We start from the raw sequence: 20,676 nt of genomic DNA on the forward strand, positions 1-20,676 counted from the left end.
CGGCCCCTCCGGACAGTCTCGGCCGTGGCACCGCAGCCGCATGCGGGGCTGAACCGAACGGGGTACAGGGTGGGGCCCGGCGCCGGGCCCCGCCCGCCGGGGGTGCGCGGCGGGCAGAGCGCGGCGGGGGTGCGCGGCGGCCGGGGACGCGGGCTAGAGGCCGGCCTCCAGGCGGCCGGTCACGAGGGAGACGAAGCGGGCCGGGTCGGACAGCTCGCCGCCCTCGGCCAGCAGAGCGAGGGAGTGGACGAGTTCGGCGGTCTCGCCGAGCGCGGGGTCGTCGGGGCGGTCGGCGCGGGCCTTGTTGAGCCCGGCGATGAGGGGGTGCCCCGGGTTGACCTCCAGGATCCGCTTGACCTGCGGGACCTCCTGGCCCATGGCCCGGTAGATGTTCTCCAGGGCGGGCGTGATCGCGTCGGCGTCCGAGACGATGCACGCGGCCGAGACCGTCAGCCGGGAGGACAGCCGGACCTCCTTGACCTTCTCGCTCAGCGCCCCGGTCATCCACGCCAGCAGGTCGGCGTACTCCTCCTGCTGCTTCTCCCGCTCGCCCTCCGCCTTCTCGGCGTCCTCCGTGCCGCCGAGGTCGACCTCGCCCTTGGCGACCGAGCGCAGCTGCTTGCCGTCGAAGCCGGGCACGACGTCGACCCACACCTCGTCGACCGGGTCGGTCAGCAGCAGCACCTCAACGCCCTTGGCGCGGAAGGCCTCCATGTGCGGCGAATTCTCCACCGCCTGCCGGGACTCGCCGGTCAGGTAGTAGATGTGCTCCTGGCCTTCCTTCATCCGGCTCACGTAGTCGGCCAGCGTCGTCGGCGCGTCCTTGTCGTGGGTGGTGGCGAAGGTGGACGCGGCGAGGATGGCGTCCCGCTCCCCGCCGTCGCCGAGCAGGCCCTCCTTGAGGACGCGGCCGAACTCTCGCCAGAACGTGGCGTAGCGCTCCGGCTCGGCGGTCATCATCTCCTTGACCGTCGACAGCACCTTCTTGGCCAGGCGGCGGTGCATGAGCTGGATCTGCCGGTCCTGCTGCAGGATCTCGCGGGAGACGTTGAGCGACAGGTCCTGCGCGTCGACGACGCCCTTGACGAAGCGCAGGTACGACGGGAGCAGCGCCTCGCAGTCGTCCATGATGAACACGCGCTTGACGTAGAGCTGGACCCCGCGCCGGTAGCCCTGCATGAACAGGTCCTGCGGAGCGTGCGAGGGGATGAACAGCAGGGCCTGGTATTCGAAAGTGCCCTCGGCCTGGAGGCGGATCGTCTCCAGCGGGTCGATCCAGTCGTGGCTGATGTGCTTGTACAGCTCGTGGTACTCGGCGTCGGTGACCTCGTCGCGGGAGCGGGCCCACAGCGCCTTCATCGAGTTGAGCGTCTGCGGCTCGGGGGCCGCGGCCTCCCCCTCGTCCGCGCCCTCGTCCCCGGGCGCGGCGGGCGTGTCCGCGGCCATCCGGATCGGCCAGGTGATGAAGTCCGAGTAGCGCTTGACGATCTCCCGGATCTTCCAGGGGGAGGTGTAGTCGTGCAGCTGGTCCTCGGTGTCCTCGGGCTTGAGCCGCAGCACGATCGAGGTGCCCTGGGGCGCGTCGGGGACGTCCTCCACCGTGTACGTGCCCTCGCCGCCGGACGTCCAGCGGGTGCCCTGGGTCTCGCCCGCCCGCCGCGTCAGCAGCGTGACGTCGTCGGCGACCATGAAGCTGGAGTAGAAGCCGACGCCGAACTGCCCGATGAGTCGCTCGCCCGAGGCGGCGTCACCGGACTGCTGCATCTCCTTGAGGAAGGCCGCCGTCCCGGACTTGGCGATCGTGCCGATGAGCTGCACGACCTCCTCGCGCGACATCCCGATGCCGTTGTCGCGGACGGTGAGCGTACGGGCCTGCGGGTCCGTCTCGATCGTGATGTGCAGGTCGGACACGTCGGCCCCGAGCGTGTCGTCGCGCAGCGCCTCCAGCCGCAGCTTGTCCAGCGCGTCGGACGCGTTGGACAACAGCTCCCGCAAGAAGACGTCCTTGTTGGAGTAGATCGAGTGGATCATCATCTGCAGAAGCTGGCGCGCTTCCACCTGGAACTCGAACGTCTCGGCAGACATGGCGGCTGGCCCTTCTCCGGTCACCTATGGGTGGGTTGTGCTGACTCCCAGAACCATAGATCAACCGGAGCAGCCCGCGGGGCGCTCCGCCCTCAGCCTGTGGATAACTTCCGGCCACCCGGCCGGGCCCGCAGGTCAGGCCGCCCGCCGCAGGTCAGGCCACCGGCCGCAGGTCAGGCCGCCAGCCGCGGGTCGGTGACGCCGCCGGGGCATTCGCGGCACTCCGGCCGCCGCTCCCAGCCCGCCAGTTCCGCCCCCGCGTGGTACGCGCTGTCGTAGAAGGCCAGCACCGTCGCCCACGGGTCGGGCGTCGCGCGGGCGTCGTCGTACATCAGCAGCGCGATGTGGCTGCCGCGCGCCTCCGACCAGGTCGCCTCCGCCGGTTCCAGCGGCCGCGCGGCCAGCCCCGGCGGCTCGGGCGCGGTGTAGGAGTAGAAGGCCGGTGCGGGCACGGTGTCGTCCCCGAACCAGAACCCGGCGCTGATCACCTCGCGCGAGTACGCCTCCCGCGTGACCGGGTCCGCCGCCGCCGGCTGCCCGATCTCGCGCTCGGAGAACCGCGTCACCGCGATGTCGAAGGTGTGCCAGAAGTGGTGGACGGGGCTGGTCTTCCCCGAGTAGCCCGCGGAGAAGGCCTCCAGTACGAGGTTCACCTGGCTGAGGACGCGCCAGTAGCGCCCGACCGCCGCCGGGTCGTACGTCCGGTGCTCGTGGTCCTCGGCGAACGGCCGCCGGGCGTCCGGGAGATCGTACGGGTACGGGTGCTCGGGCACCGCGTCGATGTCCAGCGCGACGAGGGCCCCGAGGACGTCCCGGTAGAAGTCCGCGACCGACCGGCCGGCGAGCGGGAAGGACACCTCGCGGCCGGCGAGCGTCCGCACGAGCAGGCGGTGCGCGACGAAGTCGAAGTCGATGCAGAAGGCATCGCCGCCGTGGACCGGGCCCATCGGGCGTGTCGTGATGCCGCGCCCGGTGAGGTGGAAGGGCACGTTCCACCAGTGGTTGCGGCGGGGGCTGCCGGCGAGGCGGATCTTGCCCACGATCTGCACGAAGCGGTGCAGCGTCTCCTTCGAGTCGCGCCACTCGTCGAGCGCGAGCGCCGGGAACAACTCCACGTCACCCTCCTCCGTCAGGGCCCGCGGGCCGTCCCGCCCACCCTGGCCCGCGCTCCACCGTCCCGCCACCCGGCAGGCCCGCCCGGGTGAGCCGGACACGCTCGCCGTGGCGCAATTGCGCCCCCGCTGCGAAACCGGGTGCCGCCGCGGGGAGGGGGCGGGTAGCGTCAGGCCCGGCCTCCCGGTGCGCAGGTTGCGGTTACTTCCTTGTCGAATTTGCCCCCATGGGGCGAATGGGTCCCTCGTGGCCCAGAAACCGTCGCCGACTCGATCTCGGGAGGCCTTCCTCATGGCTCGCTTCAACACCCGCCGCACCGCCGCGGCAGCGGTCCGCTCGCCGGTGCGGACGACCGGGGAGAGGGCCGCGACGTACGAGGGCGCCTCCGGGTACGTACGGGACGCGCGGTCGGAGCTGTTCCTGCTCGCGGTGGGCAACTACGTGGGCCTCGCGACCTTCTACGAGCAGGGGGACGCGCGGGACGAGCGGTACACCGCGCTCGTACGGGAGTTGGCGGTCACCGATCCGGCGTGGACGGCGGCGCTGCTGGGCTGGCTGCGGCAGGAAGCCCACATGCGGACCGCATCGCTGGTGGGTGCGGCCGAGTACGTGCACGCGCGGCTCGCGGCGGGAGCGGACGCCGCCGCGGCGGAAGGCTCCGCCGCGCACCGGGCCGTCGTCGCGAGCGTGCTGCAACGCGCGGACGAGCCGGGCGAGTTGCTGGCGTACTGGACCTCGCGGTACGGGCGGCCCGTGCCGCAGCCCGTCAAGCGCGGCGTCGCGGACGCGGTGCGGCGGCTCTGGACCGAGCGGGCGCTGCTGCGCTACGACGCGGACGGCGCCGCCTTCCGCTTCGGCGACGTCCTGGAGCTGACGCACCCGCGTCCGGCCGCGCCGTGGCAGGGCGACCTCTTCCGGTACGCCCTCGACCGGCGGCACGGGCGCAGCACCGAGATCCCCGAGACCCTGCGCACGGTACGGGCGAGGGCCGAACTGCTGGCCGAACCCGTCGCGCGGCGACGCGAGTTGGTGGCATCCGGGACCGAGGAGGCCAGGGAGCGGCTCGCCGCGGCCGCCATGTCCTGGGAGGCGCTCGCGGGCTGGCTGCAGGGCCCGATGGACGCGGCCGCGTGGGAGGCGGCGATCCCCGGCATGGGGGTCTTCGCCCTCGTGCGCAACCTGCGGAATTTCGACGAGGCCGGGGTCGGTGACGCGGCGGCCGAGGAGGTCGCCCGCCGGCTGTCGGACCCGGCGGAGGTCGCGCGCTCCCGCATGCTGCCCTACCGTTTCTGGGCCGCGTACAAGCACACCGCGTCGCTGCGCTGGGCGGCCGCGCTGGAGCGGGCGCTGAACCTCTCGCTCGCCAACGTGCCTGCACTGCGAGGCCGTTCGCTCATCCTGGTGGACCGCTCCCCCTCGATGTTCCCCGGCTACCCGTTCTCGACCGCGAACCGCTCCGACATCCCGCTCGCCGAGCAGGCGGCGGTGTTCGGCGCGGCGCTCGCGGTGCGGGCGCAGGCACCCACGCTCGTGGAGTTCGGGATCGCCAGCAGGGAGCTGCCGGTGCCGAGGGGCGGCAGCGTGCTGCGGCTCGTGGAGTCCTTCGGGCGGCACGACGGGACGGACATCCCGTCCGCGGTGAAGCAGCACTTCGACGGCCACGACCGGATCGTGGTGGTGACCGACGAGCAGACCCGCAAGGGCTGGCTCCCCTCCAACGGGGCCTCGCACGGCGGTATGCCGCCCACCGAGATAGACGCCCTCGTCCCCGCCGACGTGCCCGTCTACATGTGGAACATGGCCGGTTACGCCCCCGGCGCCACCCCGTCCGGCGGCGGCCGGCGGCACTCCTTCGGCGGGCTGACCGACCAGGCGTACGGGATGATCGCGCTGCTGGAGTCCGGACGGGACGCCCACTGGCCCTGGGCCTGACCCCTCGGCTCCGCTGCCCTGCCCGGGACGCGCGGCGGCCGCTCCGGTACGCGGGGAGGCGTACCGGAGCGGCCGGAATGGCGTCCGCCGTGCGGTGGGGACCCGGGATCAGGTGCCGTAGACCTGGAACTCCCAGAGCGAGTAGCCGTATTGCGTGGTGCGCGCGGTTCCGTACATCCGGACGTAGCGGCCGGTGCCGCTGACGTTCAGCGTCTGGGTGCCGCCGGTGCCCGCCGTCGTGCTGTAGATGCTCGTCCAGTTGGTGCCGTCGTTGGACGTCTGGATCTGGAACGACTTGGCCGCCGCCGTCTCCCAGTTGAGCACGACCTGGCTGACGGTGCGGCTCGCGCCGAGGTCGACCTGGAGCCACTGCGGGTCGGTGAAGCCGCTGGACCAGCGGGTGCCGGTGTTGCCGTCCACGGCCATGGGGGCGGTGAAGCTGCTGTTCTCGCTGGACGACGCGGTCGCGGTCTTCCCCTGCGAGAGCAGGGTGGCCTGGCCGGGGCCGCCCGGGTCGCCGCCGCCGGAGGACTGGGTGCCGAACAGGGCCAGTTCGTACAGCGAGTTGCCGTAACTCGAGGCTCTGGCGGTGGAGTAGACCCGGACGTATCTGGCCGTCGCGTTCAGGTTGGTGTCCTGGATGTCGGCCGGCGAGTTGTTGTTGCTGTAGACGGTGGTCCAGTTGCTGCCGTCGGTGGACGTCTGCAACTGGTAGGCGGACGACGCCGCCGCCTCCCAGGTCAGGGTCGCGTGGTTGAGGCTGTAGTTCTGGCCGAGGTCGACCTGCAGCCACTGCGGGTCGGAGAAGCCGCTCGACCAGCGGGTGGTGACGTCGCCGTCGGTGGCGTTGGAGGCCGGGAACTGCGCGCTCTCGTTGGACGACGACGTGGTCGGCCTGCCCTTGGCGATGTTCGTGCCGTGGTCGGGGGTCTTGTTGTAGACGGCCACGTAGTCGACGTTCATCTGGCCGCCGGAGACCGTGGCGGCGTTGGGGCCGCCGCCGAAGGCCGCGGGGAAGCCGCCGCCGATCGCCAGGTCGAAGATGATGTAGAAGCTGTGGTCGACCGCATTGGCCCAGGTCGCGGCGTCTACCTGGCCGGAGTTGACCGTGAAGTAGTTGGCGCCGTCGAGGTAGTAGCGGATCTGCTCGGGGGAGGTCGAGCGGTCGATCTCGACGGCGTAGGTGTGGTAGCCGGTCTGGCAGCCGGAGCAGGCGCGCTCGCCGCTGCCGATGCCGGTGGTCTCGTTGCAGGGGCCGCCGGAGCCGACACCGCAGTGCAGGGTGCCGAAGACGGAGCTGCGGCCGTTGATGTCCTCCATGATGTCGACCTCGCCGGAGCCCGGCCAGGTCACCCCGACGCGCAGCGGCGCGCCGAGCATCCAGAACGCGGGCCAGTAGCCCGCTCCGTTGGCGGTCGAGACGTTCGGCTGCTGGATCGACGCCTGCATCCGGACGACGCCGCCGGGCGGTGCCCCGAAGCCGTCCGCCTGCGTCTCGACGCGTCCGGACGTCCAGCCGGTGGCCGGGTCGCTGCCGTCGTGCAGGGCACGCAGCACCAGGTGGCCGTTGCCGTCGGTGTAGACGTTGGACGTGCTGTTGGTCATCGTCTCGATCTCACCGGTGCCGAACGTCCAGCCCGCGCCCGCGTCGTAGCGCCAGGTGTCGGTGTTCAGGCCGGTGTTGGCGGCGCCGTTGAAGTCGTCGCTCCAGGTGGTCGTGAAACCGGACGGAGCGGCGGGGACCGCCGAGGGGGCGACGGCCGCGGCCTGCACGGCGGGCTTCGCGGCAGCGGGCTTCGATGCGGTCGGCGCGGCCGAGGCCGGGCCGGATCCCGTGAAGGTGACCGCCGCCGTCGCGGCGGCGGCGAGCAGCCCCACGCCGACGCGGCGGAAGAGCCGTTGCGGGGTCTTGCTCGTCCTGCGCCGAATGCCCGAGATGTCTCTCATGTCTGTCGTCGACATGCGGAACGTACTCCTTCTCCTGTGGGGGGCGGCAGCGCAACTGGCGTGACGCGCTGCCGGGTTGGGGAGTTCTGAGAGCGCTCTCAGCGAGAGTCCCGTCCCGCATCCGGCGTGTCAAGATAACCGGCAACGTTTACGGAACGAACCCGCCGCCCCGAACGTCCATACGATCGAGGCAACCGAACGGGCCGGGTCGGCGGTTCAACGGTCAGGGGCGCCGGCACCGCCGGGCCGCAGGCGGCGTCAGCGGTACGTGCGGCAGCTCACCCGTGAACCGACGCTTCGGACGCGGCGGTGATGGAAAGAGTCGGGAAGGCGGTCCGGGCGGGGGCAGGAGCCGCCCTGGTCAGGTCGCGCACAGGAACGTGACGTATCAGTCATGCAACAGCCGCAACCACGGACCGGGAATGCGGTCTCCTAGAGTGCGACCTTTGCGGAAATGGGGAGACACGAAAGTGATGACGGAGAAGACGGCGGCAGACACCGCCACCGGGGCGGAGGCGGCCGCGCCTGACGGCTGGGCAACCCGGGCGATATCGGGCACTTCGCGGATATTCGGCGCCCGCGGGCGGCGCGTCCGGCACGGCATGACGGCACTCGCGCTCGGCGCGGTCCTGCTCGGCGCGGCGGCCTGCGGCGGCAACGCGGACGCGCACTCCGACTCGTCGGACGGCAAGAACGGCTCCGCCGCCCAGGGCCAGACCGCGGACAACGCCTCGCAGGCCAAGCTCACCGTGACCCCGGCGAACGGCGCGACCGGCGTCGACACGTCCGGCGCGCTCAGGGTCGCGGCCGCGCAGGGCAAGCTCACCAAGGTCGCGGTGACGGCGAAGGACGGCACCGCGGTCGACGGGACGATCTCCGCGGACGGCGCCACCTGGACGCCGAAGAGCAACCTGCGCACCGGCACGCAGTACGCGGTCGCCGCGACCGCGACGGACGCCAAGGGCAAGCAGGCCACCACCCAGTCGTCCTTCACCACCTTGACCCCCAGCGCCTCGGCGGCCAACTTCGGCAACTTCAACGTCGCCGCGAACGCCACGTACGGCGTCGGCATGGAGGTGTCGATCCACTTCAGCAAGGCGGTCACCAACCAGGCCGACGTGCGGCACGCGATCACCGTCACCGCCGAGCCGAACGTGCCCGTCGAGGGCCACTGGTTCAGCGCGCAGCGCCTGGACTTCCGGCCCGACGCCTACTGGGCGCCCGGCACCAAGGTCACGCTGCACCTGAAGCTGGACGGCGTGAAGATGTCCAAGACGACCTACGGCAAGCAGTACAAGGACGTCAGCTTCACGATCGGCCGCTCGCAGACCTCGGTCGCCGACAACAAGGCGAAGACGCTGACCGTCTACCGCGACGGCAAGGTGCTGCGCACCCTGCCCGCGAGCCTCGGCGACGCGCAGCACACCACCTACAACGGCAAGATGGTGATCGAGGAGAAGTCCAAGGTGGTGGACATGGACTCGCAGACCGTGGGTCTGGGCAACGCCTACCACATCAAGGACGTCCCGCACGGCATGCGGCTCTCCGACTCCGGCACCTTCGCGCACGGCAACTACTGGCGCCCGGTGTCCACCTTCGGGCACGAGAACACCAGCCACGGCTGCGTCGGCCTGCACGACGTCAAGGGCGGCAACGACCCGAGCACCCCGGCCGCGTGGTTCTACAACAACTCGCTGATCGGCGACGTCGTGACGGTCGTCAACTCGCCGGACAAGACCATCCAGCCCGACAACGGTCTCAACGGCTGGAACATGTCCTGGGCGAACTGGGTCGAGCACTGAGCAACCCCCGGGTCCCCTGACCCTTGAGGCCCCTCCGGCCTCCCCCCTTGCCGCAACCCCGCAGGCCCCGCCCCGCGCCCACCGCGCCGGACGGGGCCTGCGGGGTTCCGCGTGGGGGCGTACGGGCAGGGATACGCGCACGGGGGCGTCCCCGGCTACGGCGCCGGTATCGGCTCCTCCGCGGCCGGGAAGCCGAGGGCGTCGAGCAAGTCGCAGAACAGCTCCTCCGCGAAGGGCTCCGGCTTTGAACGCAGCAGCGCCTCGATCGCTGCGACCTCCACACCCGAGCCGAAGCCGGCCTCCACCGCCCAGGCGAGCGCGTCCCGCGCGTCTTGGGGAACATCGGCGTCGAACTCGGCGACCTTGCGGGCGATCGCCTCCGCGCACTGGGCCGAGGAGTACCAGTGGATCGGGTCGGCCTCCAGATCGTCCGGCGGCTCGACGCGCAGCGCCGCCGCGCTCTCCATGCCCACAGTCGCCGCCCATTCCCGGCCGCTCGGGGTCAGCCCGCGGATGTAGACGACGTCGCTGTCGTACACGTACCCCAGGCACGCCGGGGCGGCGGACCCCTCGACGATCTCGCGCAGTGTCTCCTCGTCCCAGTAGTCCCCGCCGACGGCGGCCGTCCGCCACCCGCCGGACCGCGGCCACCACTCGCCGCGCTCGGCCAGCTCCTCCAAGACCTCCTCCTGCAGCGTGTCGAAGACCTCCGCCTCCGCCAACGGCCGCTCGCTGCGGCAGAAGACCAGCGTCCCCGAGAAACCCATGTGCCCCACCCCTGAGATCGTTCCGTCCTCCCGACGGTAGGGGTGGGGTCTGACACAGGCCCTGACCGGCAGCGGAACGGCTACGGACGGGCACGGTTCCGGGTCAGGTGGAGGAGGACGGGGACGGTTGTCGCCGCCGTCGCGGCTGCCGCGCACACCGCGGTGGTGAGGGCCAGTTCGGGCCAGGGGAGGGTCAGGGGGTGGGGGGCGGCGAGGCGGGTCAGGGCGGCGTGGAGGGTGGCGAGGTCGAGGGCTGCCGTCAGGAGGCCGAGGGTGGCGCCGACCGCGACGGGGAGGAGGGATTCCGCCGCGGTCAGGCGGAGGAGTTGGAGTCGGGTCGCGCCGGAGTGGCGGAGCAGGGTCAGCTCGCGGGTGCGGGCGGCGGTGGACATCGCCTGGGCGGTCGCGAGGGCGAGGGTGGCGTAGAGGAGGGCGATGCCCAAGGTCAGGGCGAGGCCGAGGCGGGTGGCCGCGGTGGCGTGCGGGGCGGTCGACCGTACCCACGCGGGGCCGGTGAGGAGGTCGGCGCCCGGCACCGCGCGGCGCAGTGCCGCCGTGACCGCTGCCGGGGATGCACCCGGGGCGAGGCGGATGCGGACCAGGGCGGGGGCCGCCCCGGGCGGGGCGTTGCGCGGGGTGAGGTAGACGCCGTTGTCGCCGGTGCCCTCCGCCAGGACGGCGGCGATCCGCAGCCGCCGCGGGGTGCCGTCGGCGAGCCATACGGTCACGGACTCGCCCACGGTGTGCCGCTGCCACTCGGCGTTGACGACGATCGAGCCGTCGTCGAGGTCGGCGAGGCGGCCCGCGACGACCGGCAGCCGTACGGTGTCCGGCAGCGTCGCCGGGTCAACGGCCCAACCCTGCGCGCGGATCAGGGCAACCCCGTCCTCAAGAGTGGTGACTGACAAAGCGGTTGCCGCCGAAGCGGTGCGGACGCCGGGCGTTCTGCGGACGCGGGCCAGCTCGGCGGTGTCCAGGCCGCCCGCCGCCGTCAGGACGAGGTCGGCGGTCGTCGCGCGGGCGATCTCCGCGGACTTCGCGGCGTTCACGGTCGCCACCGCGCCGGGCAGCGCGCCCGCGAGCGCCACCATCGCCACGACCGGCGCCGCCACCGCGGCCGTGCGCCGGGCCGCCGCGGCGGCCTGCGCCCGCACGAGCCTGCCGCGCGCGCCCAGCAGCCGCAGCAACGGCCGTACCAGCGCGGGCGAGAGCGCCGCCGCGGCGGCGACCAGCAGCATCGGGCGGGACACGTAGGACTTGCGGTGCAGCAGGTCGGCGGGGTCGGCGAACAGGGAGTACGCGGCCAGGCCGAGGGCCGCCGCCAGCAGCGCGCCGCCCGCGAGGGCGCGGCCCCGGGTCAGGGCGCGGACCTGCGTGTCCGCCTCCCGCAGGGCCTCCGCCGGTGCGGTGCGGCCCGCGCGCCAGGACGCGGCCGCGCTGCCGCACAGCGCGGCGGCGACCTCGGTGGCCATCGCCGTGGGGTACGGCCACACGTGGCCGCGCCCGTCCGCGGCGAACCAGGCGGGCGCCAGGCCGCCGTTGACCATCCAGCGGGCCAACGCGCTTGCTCCGTACGCCCCACCGAGCGCGCAGCCCGCCGCGGCGGCCGGGATCGCGAGGAGCAGCTGCTCGGTCAGGACGCGGCGGCGCAGCCGGCCCGCGGTCGCGCCCGCGAGCCGTAGCAGCCCGAACTCCCGGCGGCGCGCCGCCACCGCGAGGGCCGTCACGGACGACACGGCGAACACCACGACGAAGCCGGTCACGCCGGCGGCCGTGCCGAGGACGACCTCCACGCCGGTCAGGGCGGTACGGTCCGCCGCCGCGTCGGGGTCGGCGGCGCGTTTGGCTCCGCCGGTCAGCACGGTCGGCCCGGTCGCGCCGGGGGCGGTCGCGCTGACCGCGCGGCGGACGGCGGTGGGGTCGGCGTCGACCGCCACCTGGCGTGTGGCCGACACGAGTTGGGCGGCTCGCGCGTCCGTGAAGAAGAGGGCGTTCTCGAAGGAGCGGTGCGGGGGTGCCACGGTGCCGACGACGTGCAACGTGCCCTGTCCGGTGCGGAGGGTGGTGCCCGGCGCGGGCCAACTGCCGCTGGCTGCGACCTCGTCGGGAGCCTGCGGTGCCCGGCCGGCGGTGAGCCGGTAGCCGCCGAGCGGGGCGGTGGACCACGGGTGGCCCGTGAGGTTGGCTGCGCCGCTCGCCGTCCGTACGGCGAAGGAGCGGTCCTCGACCACGGGGCCGAGTGCCCTCAACTCCGTGAGCAGGGCCGGCGGGAGGGGCCGCGGCTCCGGGAGGGCGGTGGTGCGGGTGCCGTGCTCGGTGGGTACGCGCAGGGTGGCGTCGCCCCTGACCACGACGCGGGCGTGGGCGAACCGCTCCGGGCCCGTGGTCGGGGGGCCGGCGAGCGCGCCGGCGAGCGCTTGGAGCAGGGCGCACATGAGCGTGCCGCCGGCGATGAGGGCCACCACGGTGGCCCAGCGGGAGCGGGATGAGGTCACGAGGTCACCGCCCCGCGGGTCGCGCTTGCCGCGCGGGGAGCGGTTCGCCCGCGGGCCGGCGGGACCTGGACGGCTCCCCCGCGGGCCGGCGAGACCTGAGCAGTTCCCCCGCGGGCCAGCTGAGTGGTTCCCCCGCGGGCCGGCGGGACCTGGACGGCTCCCCCGCGGGCCGGCGGAACCTGAACGGCTCCACTGCGGGCCGGCGAGACCCGAGCCGTTCCCCCGCGGGCCGGCGAGACCCGAGCCGTTCCCCCGCGGGCCGGCGGGACCTGAGCGCGCAGCTCCCCGCGCCCCTGACCCCGCGGGCTGCCGCATTCGCTGTGCCCGGGACCTTCCCCCGTCATGTGGCTTGTCGCGCAGTTCTCTCCCAGAGCTTCGCCTGGGAGGTACCCCCACGCGCCCCCGGCGTATCCGGCGGGGCATCGCGCCTCTGTCCGGGGGTGGGTCGGGTGCCGCCTCGGGGGTACCTCCTCGGAATGCGCGTCCGGCCTCTTCCGTGGTCGGCAAGGGAGTGAGTGCGCATTCCTCCGGGGGCACCCCCGAACCGTCCCCCTCCCGACGCGTTGGCGGCGCCCCGCCGGTGGGTGGTCGACGGTGGGCGGGACGGCGGGCGCTGTCCCGTAGCGGGGGCCACCGCCGCCCGAGAGGGCGAGCGTTGTCAGGGGCGCGGAAAACTGCGCGACCAGCCCGCCCGAGAGCGGCACTCCGCCGCCGGCGGTAAGCGGGCCCCGGCAGCCCCCCGCAGGGGTCAGCACGACGGGTCCTGCGTCACTCGGCCCGCCGTCAGGGCGATGGTGCGGGTCACGTACGGCGCGGCAGCGGCTGGGGAGTGGGTGATCATCACTACCGTGCGGCCCGCGAGGGCGATGCCGCGGAGGAGGGTGAGGACGTGCTCGGCCGCGGGGTTGTCGAGCGCGGCCGTGGGCTCGTCGGCGAAGAGGACGGCGGGGCGGGTGACGAAGGCGCGGGCGAGGGCGACGCGTTGCTGCTGGCCGCCGGAGAGGTGGGCGGGGCGGTGGTGGGCGCGGTCGGCGAGGCCCACCGCGGCGAGGGCCTCGTGGACGGCGCCGGGGGCGGGGCGGCGGCCCGCGAGGCGGAGGGGGAGGGCGACGTTCTGCGCCGCGGTGAGCCCGGGGAGCAGGTTGTAGGCCTGGAAGACGAAGCCGATGCGTTCGCGGCGCAGCCGCGTGAGGCGGGCGTCGCGGAGCCGCGTGAGGTCGTTGCCGTCGAGCACGACCCGTCCGGCTGTGGGGCGTTCGAGTCCTGCCGCGCAGTGCAGCAGTGTGGTCTTGCCGGAGCCGGAGGGGCCGGTGACCGCGGTGAAGGTGCCGCGGGCGAAGCGCAGGGACACCTTGTCGAGGGCCGTCACCGTACCCCCGGCGGCCGGGTAGGTCCGGCTGACCTCGTGGAGGGTGAGCACGTCGTCGTTCATGGTCGACAAGCCAACTCGTCGCGGACGCACAGGACATCACGGCTGGGGCGAGTTCTCGGGGTATGCCTGGCACTACCCCTCGGGTGGGGCCCGCCCGCTCGCGGAGTCCGGGGGCGCGCTCCTACGGTGGGCGGCATGCGTGACCGAAGTGTTTGGCAGGCCCTGGCCAGGGGGCGTTTCCTGGTGTCGGCGTGGCCGTGGCGAGCCGCGGCGTACCTGGCCGCGGGGGTGCCCGCGGGGGCGCTGACGCTGCTGGTGCTGGCGCTGCTGCTGACGGTCGGCGGGGCGCTGTCGCTCGTGCTGGTGGGCCTGCCGGTGCTGGCGCTCGCGGCGTTCGCGGGCATCCCGGTGGGGGCGGTGGAGCGGCGCCGGCTGCGGCTGGTGGACGCAGGACCCGCGCCGTCCCCGCACCGCTCACCTCCCGTCCCCGGACTGGGGAGTTGGGCGCTGGCCCGCGTCCGGGAGGGCGCGACGTGGCGCGAGCTCGGCTACGCCGCGCTGCTGGCGCTCGTGCTGTGGCCGCTGGACGCGCTCGTGCTGGCCGGGGCAGTGGCCGTACCGGGTGCGCTGCTCGCGGCGCCGGTCATGCTCGCGGTGAACGGGGGCACCTCGACGAAGGTGCTCAAGTCCTGGACGGTGGACGGCTGGCCGCCCGCCGTGGCGGCGGCGCTGCTCGGTGTGCTGGGCCTGGCGGCGGGCGGCTACGCGGTGGGCGCCGCCGCGGGCGCCCGGGCGGCGGCGGCCCGCGCGCTGCTCGTACCGGCGGACGCGCGGACCCGTATCACCGAACTGACCCGCTCCCGCGTACGGTTGGTGGACGCCTTCGAGGCGGAGCGGCGGCGGATCGAGCGCGACCTGCACGACGGCGCCCAGCAGCGGCTGGTCGCCCTGACGATGACGCTGGGCCTCGCGCGGCTGGACGCGCCCCCGGGGCCCCTCGCCGAGCAGTTGGCGACGGCGCACGAGCAAGCGGGCGCGGCGCTGGCGGAGTTGCGCGACCTCGTCCACGGCATCCACCCGCGGGTGCTCGTCGACTACGGCCTGGCAGCGGCCCTCACGGACGCCGCCGACCGCTCCCCCGTCCCCGTCGACGTGACGCTCGACCTGGACGTACGGCTGCCGCCCGCGGTCGAGGCGGCGGCGTACTACGCGGTCTGCGAGGCGCTCGTGAACGTCGCCAGGCACAGCGGCGCCGCGCACGCGAAGCTGTCCGGCGGCCACGCGCGCGGCCTCCTCACCCTGGACGTCAGCGACGACGGGCGCGGCGGGGCCGACCCGGAGCGCGGCAGCGGCCTCGCGGGGCTCGCCGACCGGGTCGCGGTGGTGTCCGGCACACTGGCTCTGACCAGCCCGCCCGGCGGTCCGACCCGACTGCGAGTGGAGATCCCGTGCCGACCGTCCCGACCGGCGGACTGACCGTCGTCGTCGCCGAGGACAGCGTCCTGCTCCGGGACGGCCTGACGGGCCTGCTCACCCGCTTCGGCCACCGGGTGGCGGCGGCGGTCGGCGACGCCCCCGCCCTCGTCGCGGCGGTCGCCGGGCACCGCCCCGACATCGTGCTCACGGACGTGCGGATGCCGCCCGGCTTCCAGGACGAGGGCCTGCGCGCGGCGGTCGCGCTGCGCACCCGGCACCCGGGACTGCCGGTGCTGGTGCTCAGCCAGTACGTGCAACGCGCTTACGCCGTGGACCTGCTGGACTCAGGTGACGGCGGCGGCGTCGGCTACCTGCTCAAGGACCGCATCGGCCAGGTCGAGGAGTTCGTGGCGGCCGTCGAGGACGTCGCCGCGGGCGGCACGGTCGTCGACCCCGAAGTCGTACGGCAGTTGCTGCGCCGCCGACGCGACCCGCTGGAACGCCTCACCCCGCGCGAGCACGAGGTGCTCGCCCTCGTCGCACAGGGCCACTCCAACCGCGCGGTCGCACGCCAACTCGTCGTCTCCGAGGCAGCGGTGGGCAAGCACATCGGCAGCATCCTGGCGAAGCTGGACCTGCCGATGACGGACGACACCCACCGCCGGGTGCTGGCCGTCCTCGCGTTCCTGCGTGCGTGAGGGCCGTTGCGCACGCCCCCCGGGGGTGCGGAGCCGGGCCGTCAGCCGTCGGACAGGGCGCGGCGGAGGGCGTGTTCGACGAGGCGGGCGGCGTTGGCGTGTTCCTTCGCGTTGGGGTGGACCAGCGTGGCGCGCTTGCCGAGGGCGGCGCAGTCGAACGGCAGCCCGGGGAGGGTGGCGGGCCAGAAATCCGCGGCGTCGCCGCAGATCCCCTCGATCCACTTGGTGCCTTCGGGACGGCACACGTCGTGGCCCACGCTGGAGGTGTAGAGGTCGACGTAGACATCGCCCTGCCGCGCCGTCTCCTGGGAGATGATCCGGTTGAGGGCCTTCAGTGCGTCGTCGCGCAGCCAGTCGATGTCGGCGGGGCTGATCGGGCCGATGTGCGCGGGGCTGTCGCCGCACACGCTGCCCCGCTCCGGCAGGACGGCCGGGTAGCCGACCGTGATCACCTCTGCCCGCGGCGCCGCGCGGTGCAGGTCGCCGAGCATGCGCCGGTATGCGTCCCGGACCCTGGCCAGCTTCGTACCGAGGCTCTCCTCGCCCGCGGGCGGATGCGTGTAGTGCTCCCTGCACGACTGGTGGGCGAGGCTGAGTTCCAGGCATTCGCCGAACGGCAGGCTGATCCCGCCGATGCCGACGGTGACGGCTCCGGTGCGCTCGCCGAGCTCCGCCCGGCGGATCTGCGGCTCCACCAAGGGCCAGTTGCCGGGCGCGCCGCCGGGGGGCTGCACCGGGCTGGACGGCTGCTGGCTGTCCGACGTGATGTTGCCGATGGCGGCGTTGTCGCAGCTGACGTCCGTCAGATGCACGGGCTTGTCCAGCGGGTGCGCGGCGAACTCCCGCTCGGCGAGGTCGGGATACGAGCGGGCGGTGCGGTCGCACCCGTCCCGCGCCGGATCCCCCAGCGCGGGCTGCGGGGCGCCGACGAAGAGCCCGGCGGTGTACGAGTCGCCCAACGCGACCCATTCGTACCGGTCGGCGGGGCTGCCGGGGCCGGCGGGAGCGGCGGCGGCCGAGGGCAGGAGCGAGGCCACCGCAATCGCGGCCAGCCCCGCCACGAGCACGCGCGCACGCGGGTGAGGTACGGGCAGTGGCATGGTCCCTCCGTGGTGCACGGGCGACGCCGCCGGATGCGGAATCTCGACGGCGTACGGTCCGCCGCGAACGCTCCTGACGTCGCAGTGCACATCTCCCCACAACCGGAAGTGCCGCGCCGCCTCTCCCGATTAGTCGCATCTATCGTGTCGCGGCAGGCAACGCCCGGCGGACCCGCGGCCCGGGGGCTGCGGGCTACAGGCCGGGGAGAGGCGGCTCCGAGACTCCGAGGCCGGGCGCCGAACGGCCCGTCGCCGGTCAGTCCGGCGGCTGCGCGTCCGGCGGGGCGGCCTGGCGCCATGAGTCGAGCAGGATGTCGTGCAGCTCGGCCCGGTCGTCGAGGGCCGCGAGCCGGGCCCGTACCCACGAGGAATGCGCCTCGTGCGCGGGCACCCAGAACTTGCGCGGCTCGGACGCGATCAGCTCCGCGCGCTCCCCGCGCGGGCAGCGCACCGCGAAGGACGTGCCGTCGTCCGGCACGGTGACGAACATCCGGCCCGCGACGTGGAAGGTCGGGATGTTCCACAGCTCCTTCTCGGCAGTGAGCGGGAAGGAGAGCGCGATACGGCGGACGTCTTCGGGACCGAGCATTCTCCGCATGCTAACCGGCCGCCCGGCGGCGCGGGACGAGCGCGCGCAGGTCGGCGAAGAAGCGGTCGTGGGCCGCGGCGGCGGCGGGGTCGGTCAGGTCCGTGCCCTGGATGAAGCCGTGCTCCAGGCCGGGTTCGCAGCGGTGGCGTACGGGCACGCCGGCCTTCGCGAGGCGTTCGGCGTACGCGTCGCCCTCGTCGCGCAGCGCGTCGTGCTCGGCGGTCACGATCAGCGCGGGCGGCAGGCCGGAGACGTCGGCGGCGTGCAGCGGGCTCGCGGCGGCGCGGTGCGCCGGATCCGGGACGTACGCGGCCGCGAAGTACGTGAGCGCGTCCGCGTCCAGCCCGTAGCCGGAGCCCTTCTCTGCGACCGAGGGCAGGCCCAGGGTCAGATCGGTGTTCGGGCACACCAGCGCCTGGAGTCCGGGCAGCGGTCCGCCCTCGTCCCGCAGCACCAGGCACGCGGCGGCCGCGAGGAAGCCCCCCGCGCTGTCCCCCGCCACGGCCGCGGGCCGCGCCCACCGCAGCACCGCGAGGGCGTCGTCGAGCGCTGCGGGGTGCGGGTGTTCGGGCGCGAGCCGGTAGTCGACGGCGAGCACGTCCACCGCGCAGGCGCGGGCGATACGGCGGCAGGTGCGGTCGTGGGTGTCGAGGCCGCAGAAGACGAAGCCGCCGCCGTGGAGGTAGACGACCAGCGCAACGCCCTCACGGGCGGGGGAGTCCGCATCGGGTGAACCGCTCCCGACGGTGCGGAGGTCGCCGTCCGGACGCGCGGACGGCACTTCCGCGGTGCAGCGGTAGAGACGCAGCCCCAGACCACCGGGCCCCAGCAGGTCGCGAACGACGGGGAGTTCGGGCCCTCGCGGACGGGTGGCGGCGCGGTCGCGGGCTCCGCCGCGGAGTTGCTCGAGGAAGTCGGGGGGCAGCAACGGCGTCAGCGCTCCTCGGTCGTACGGCGCGGGGCGCCTGCGGCGCGCTCGGGGACGGGGGTGCACGCGCTCGCGGCCTGTCCGGGAGCCGGGGCGTACGGACCCGCGGCGTACGCCCCGGCGGAGTACGGGCCCGCGGCGTACGGGCTGGCGGGGCACGGACCCGCGGCGTACGGGCCCGACACGTACCCACCCGCGGCGTACGGGCCCGACACGTACCCACCCGCGGCGTACGGGCCCGCGGCGTATGCCCCGGCGGGGCACGGACCCGCGGTGTACCCATCCGCGGCGTATGCCCCGGCGCCGCGCGCACCCGGCACGTACCGCGCCCTCACGCGTGCAGCCCCGCGAGGGTGGTCCGCACCAGGCGGTGAACGGCGGCCTTCGTCGGGAGCGCACGGGCCGCGGTCGCGGCGGCGAGGCAGTAGCGGGCCAGCTCGTCCGGCGGGACGTCGTCCCGCGCCTCCCCCGCGGCTGCGGCCTCGGCGATGAGGCCCGCGAGGAAGTCGGCGAGGTGCTGCTCGGCCCCGGCGACGTGCTCGCCGCGGTGCAGGGCGGCGGCGAGGTCGTGCACGGGGTGCTCGTGCTGGATGAGCGCGTACGCCTCCAGGACGGCGGCGAGCCGCGCAGGCGCGTCCGCGCCCGCTCCCGTCGCGCTGAGCTGCGCGAGGTGGGAGGCGACCTGGCGTTCGTGCCACGCGGTGAGGATCGACTCGACGTCCGGGAAATACTTGTAGAGCGTGGCCCGCCCGATCCCGGTGCGCTCGGCGATCAGCGACATCGTCACGCCGGTGACCCCGCGCTCGGCGACCAGCGCCGCCGTGGTGTCCAGCGTCGCGTCCCGGACCGCACTGCGGTGCGCCTCGATCGTCTCGTTCCACAGTTTCGGCACGTCGGCAGTGTAGTCCGTACAGGGTGCCGGATGAGGGGCACAATGCATTGGCATGGACGCCGTGTATCGATAACTTGATCGGGCCCCGGGCGCCCATCGGCGGAGGGTGCCGACGGGCGCCGTGGGGGAGTGCGTCAGGGCAGGACGACGTCGTGGCCGCCCGCCGCCTCGATCAGCCACTGCAGAGCGGCGCCCCCGCCGTACGGGTGGCCGTCGGTGGTGAAGCGCACCCGCCCCTGCCCGTGCCCGACTTCCGCGTCCCACCAGCGCCAACCGCGGCTGTCGGCACCGTCGTCCGGGTCGAAGAGGCCGACCCAGTCCAGCAGCCGCCAGTCCGCGGCGGCATCCGTCGCCGCCTCCGCCGTGCGCTCCTCGCGGCTGAGCCCGCGCCACCGGGCGAGCCATTGCGCCGCCGTGCCCTTGGCCGCGGGAGCCGCGGGAGCCTCGGGAGCGCACCGGGCGGTGAACCAGTCCGGGAGCAGCCCGGGCCAGGCGTCGTCCGCGGGCCACTCGGCGGGCGGCCCGGCGGCGTACGGGAGGACGGTGAGCAGCACCTCGCGGATACGGGCGACGACGCCCTCGGCGTCCTGCGCCCGGAAGGTGGCCTCGACGAGGAGCAGCGGGCTGCGTACGTCGTGGGGCACGCCGTGCCGCACACGCAGCAGTTCGGTCAACGGCGCCATGGGCGCCAGGAGTTCGTGCAGGATCTGGCGCTGCCCGTGGTGCAGCCGCTCGGCTGCCGCCTCGGCCAGTACCAGCAGCTCGGCCGCCTGCTCCGGCGTCGGGCCCGGCATGGCGTACGGCCCGTGGCGCAACCCCTGTGCCGGTGAACGGAGTTGGTGGATCACCCGCACCGCCGCGTCGGCCGCGCGCCGCCCGAGCAGCGGGTCGGGGTCAGCGGCCACACGCAGCAGCAGCGCCAGATGCCGTACGGGATCGCGCCCGTCCAGCAGTCGCAGCCCGGCCCGCCGCACGGCCACCCGCGAGGTGTCGGCGAGCAGCGACTCGGCGAGCCCGGCGGGCAGTTGGGCCATACGCGTCCGGAGCGCGGCCGTGGCCTCGCGGATGACGACGCCGTGGGGGTCGCGCAGCAGCGGGACGACGCGGTCGACCGGCACCGCGTCCCGTACCCGCAACCCCCGCGCGGCCGCGGCCCGCACGCGGTGCTGGGGGTGCGCGAGCAGCACGGCGAGCGCTTCGGCGTCCGCGGGCCGCCCGCATTCGGCGAGGCCCGCGATGGCCCCCGCGGCTGCGGGGCCTTCCCTGCCGCCCGCGTACGACGCGAGCCCGGCGGGAGCGTGCGGCGGCGGGCCGCCGGGTACGCCCGGGGCCGCACCCTCGTCCGGTGCCGGACGCCCTCCCGAACCCGCCTCGCGAGCAGCACTCACCCGCGAACCCGCCCCCGACACAGCACCACCCTCCGAACCCGCCCCCGACACAGCACCACCCTCCGAACCCGCCCCCGACACAGCACCACCTGTCTCTTATACACATCTCCGAGCCCACGAGACAGGCAGAAATCTCGTATGCCGTCTTCTGC

The 20,676-nt window shown here is 74.2% G+C and carries 15 protein-coding genes; 4 read left to right on the forward strand and 11 right to left on the reverse strand.

The features are described from left to right. Positions 1–153 precede the first annotated feature (153 nt). Both htpG and IH54_RS0126900 read right to left on the reverse strand, forming a co-directional pair. Entirely contained in the window at positions 154–2,085 is a 1,932-nt protein-coding gene (gene htpG, locus IH54_RS0126895) for a molecular chaperone HtpG (RefSeq protein WP_031521569.1), read from the reverse strand. A 173-nt stretch (positions 2,086–2,258) separates the two neighbouring features. Further along, a complete protein-coding gene (locus IH54_RS0126900) occupies positions 2,259–3,200 on the reverse strand; it encodes a DUF5996 family protein (protein ID WP_031521571.1) in 942 nt (313 codons plus the stop codon). Positions 3,201–3,489: 289 nt separating this feature from the next. On the opposite strand from IH54_RS0126900, the gene IH54_RS0126905 reads away from it, so the two are divergent. Beyond that, positions 3,490–5,130 (forward strand): TROVE domain-containing protein, encoded by a 1,641-nt coding sequence (locus tag IH54_RS0126905; RefSeq protein ID WP_031521573.1) that lies wholly within the window; start codon positions 3,490–3,492, stop codon positions 5,128–5,130. Between the two features lie 108 nt (positions 5,131–5,238). Here the strand turns inward: IH54_RS0126905 and IH54_RS43640 are convergent, their stop codons facing one another. Further along, complete coding sequence (locus tag IH54_RS43640; RefSeq protein WP_199923469.1) at positions 5,239–7,092, reverse strand: discoidin domain-containing protein; 1,854 nt, start codon at positions 7,090–7,092, stop codon at positions 5,239–5,241. A gap of 587 nt (positions 7,093–7,679) precedes the next feature. Here IH54_RS43640 and IH54_RS0126920 point away from each other — a divergent pair. Further along, complete coding sequence (locus IH54_RS0126920) at positions 7,680–8,879, forward strand: L,D-transpeptidase (protein ID WP_234343901.1); 1,200 nt, start codon at positions 7,680–7,682, stop codon at positions 8,877–8,879. 155 nt (positions 8,880–9,034) lie between these two features. Here the strand turns inward: IH54_RS0126920 and IH54_RS0126925 are convergent, their stop codons facing one another. From IH54_RS0126925 to IH54_RS0126935, 3 genes are all read right to left on the reverse strand, one after another. Next, entirely contained in the window at positions 9,035–9,646 is a 612-nt protein-coding gene (locus IH54_RS0126925) for a hypothetical protein (RefSeq protein ID WP_052397911.1), read from the reverse strand. 80 nt (positions 9,647–9,726) lie between these two features. Beyond that, positions 9,727–12,141, reverse strand: coding sequence for an FtsX-like permease family protein (locus IH54_RS0126930; RefSeq protein WP_031521582.1), 2,415 nt, complete (start codon positions 12,139–12,141; stop codon positions 9,727–9,729). Positions 12,142–12,889: 748 nt separating this feature from the next. Further along, positions 12,890–13,573: an ABC transporter ATP-binding protein gene (locus IH54_RS0126935; protein WP_052397912.1), complete on the reverse strand. Its 684-nt coding sequence runs from the start codon at positions 13,571–13,573 to the stop codon at positions 12,890–12,892. 135 nt (positions 13,574–13,708) lie between these two features. Between IH54_RS0126935 and IH54_RS0126940 the strand changes: the two genes are divergently transcribed. Both IH54_RS0126940 and IH54_RS0126945 read left to right on the forward strand, forming a co-directional pair. Beyond that, the gene (locus IH54_RS0126940; protein ID WP_031521586.1) at positions 13,709–14,989 is read left to right on the forward strand and encodes a sensor histidine kinase; all 1,281 of its coding nucleotides are present in this window, start codon (positions 13,709–13,711) and stop codon (positions 14,987–14,989) included. Then, positions 14,962–15,627: a response regulator gene (locus IH54_RS0126945; RefSeq protein ID WP_031521588.1), complete on the forward strand. Its 666-nt coding sequence runs from the start codon at positions 14,962–14,964 to the stop codon at positions 15,625–15,627. The genes IH54_RS0126940 and IH54_RS0126945 overlap by 28 nt, the downstream gene beginning before the upstream one ends. Before the next feature lie 41 nt (positions 15,628–15,668). On the opposite strand, the gene IH54_RS0126950 is transcribed toward IH54_RS0126945, so the two are convergent. The 5 genes from IH54_RS0126950 to IH54_RS41935 all read right to left on the reverse strand — a co-directional run bounded on the left by IH54_RS0126950 (position 15,669) and on the right by IH54_RS41935 (position 20,524). Next, a complete protein-coding gene (locus IH54_RS0126950) occupies positions 15,669–16,727 on the reverse strand; it encodes an SGNH/GDSL hydrolase family protein (protein ID WP_031521590.1) in 1,059 nt (352 codons plus the stop codon). Positions 16,728–16,983: 256 nt separating this feature from the next. After that, complete coding sequence (locus IH54_RS0126955; protein ID WP_031521593.1) at positions 16,984–17,316, reverse strand: MmcQ/YjbR family DNA-binding protein; 333 nt, start codon at positions 17,314–17,316, stop codon at positions 16,984–16,986. Between the two features lie 10 nt (positions 17,317–17,326). Beyond that, positions 17,327–18,244, reverse strand: a complete 918-nt coding sequence (locus IH54_RS40245; protein WP_234343899.1) for an alpha/beta hydrolase — start codon at positions 18,242–18,244, stop codon at positions 17,327–17,329. 331 nt (positions 18,245–18,575) lie between these two features. Further along, on the reverse strand, positions 18,576–19,136 hold the full coding sequence (locus IH54_RS0126965) for a TetR/AcrR family transcriptional regulator (RefSeq protein ID WP_031521597.1): 561 nt from the start codon (positions 19,134–19,136) through the stop codon (positions 18,576–18,578). A 134-nt stretch (positions 19,137–19,270) separates the two neighbouring features. Next, positions 19,271–20,524, reverse strand: coding sequence for a hypothetical protein (locus IH54_RS41935; protein WP_159012081.1), 1,254 nt, complete (start codon positions 20,522–20,524; stop codon positions 19,271–19,273). Positions 20,525–20,676 lie beyond the last annotated feature (152 nt).

Origin of the sequence: Streptomyces sp. NRRL F-5123, from assembly GCF_000721495.1 — a bacterium.
In the GTDB taxonomy this organism is placed as follows: Bacteria; Actinomycetota; Actinomycetes; order Streptomycetales; family Streptomycetaceae; genus Actinacidiphila.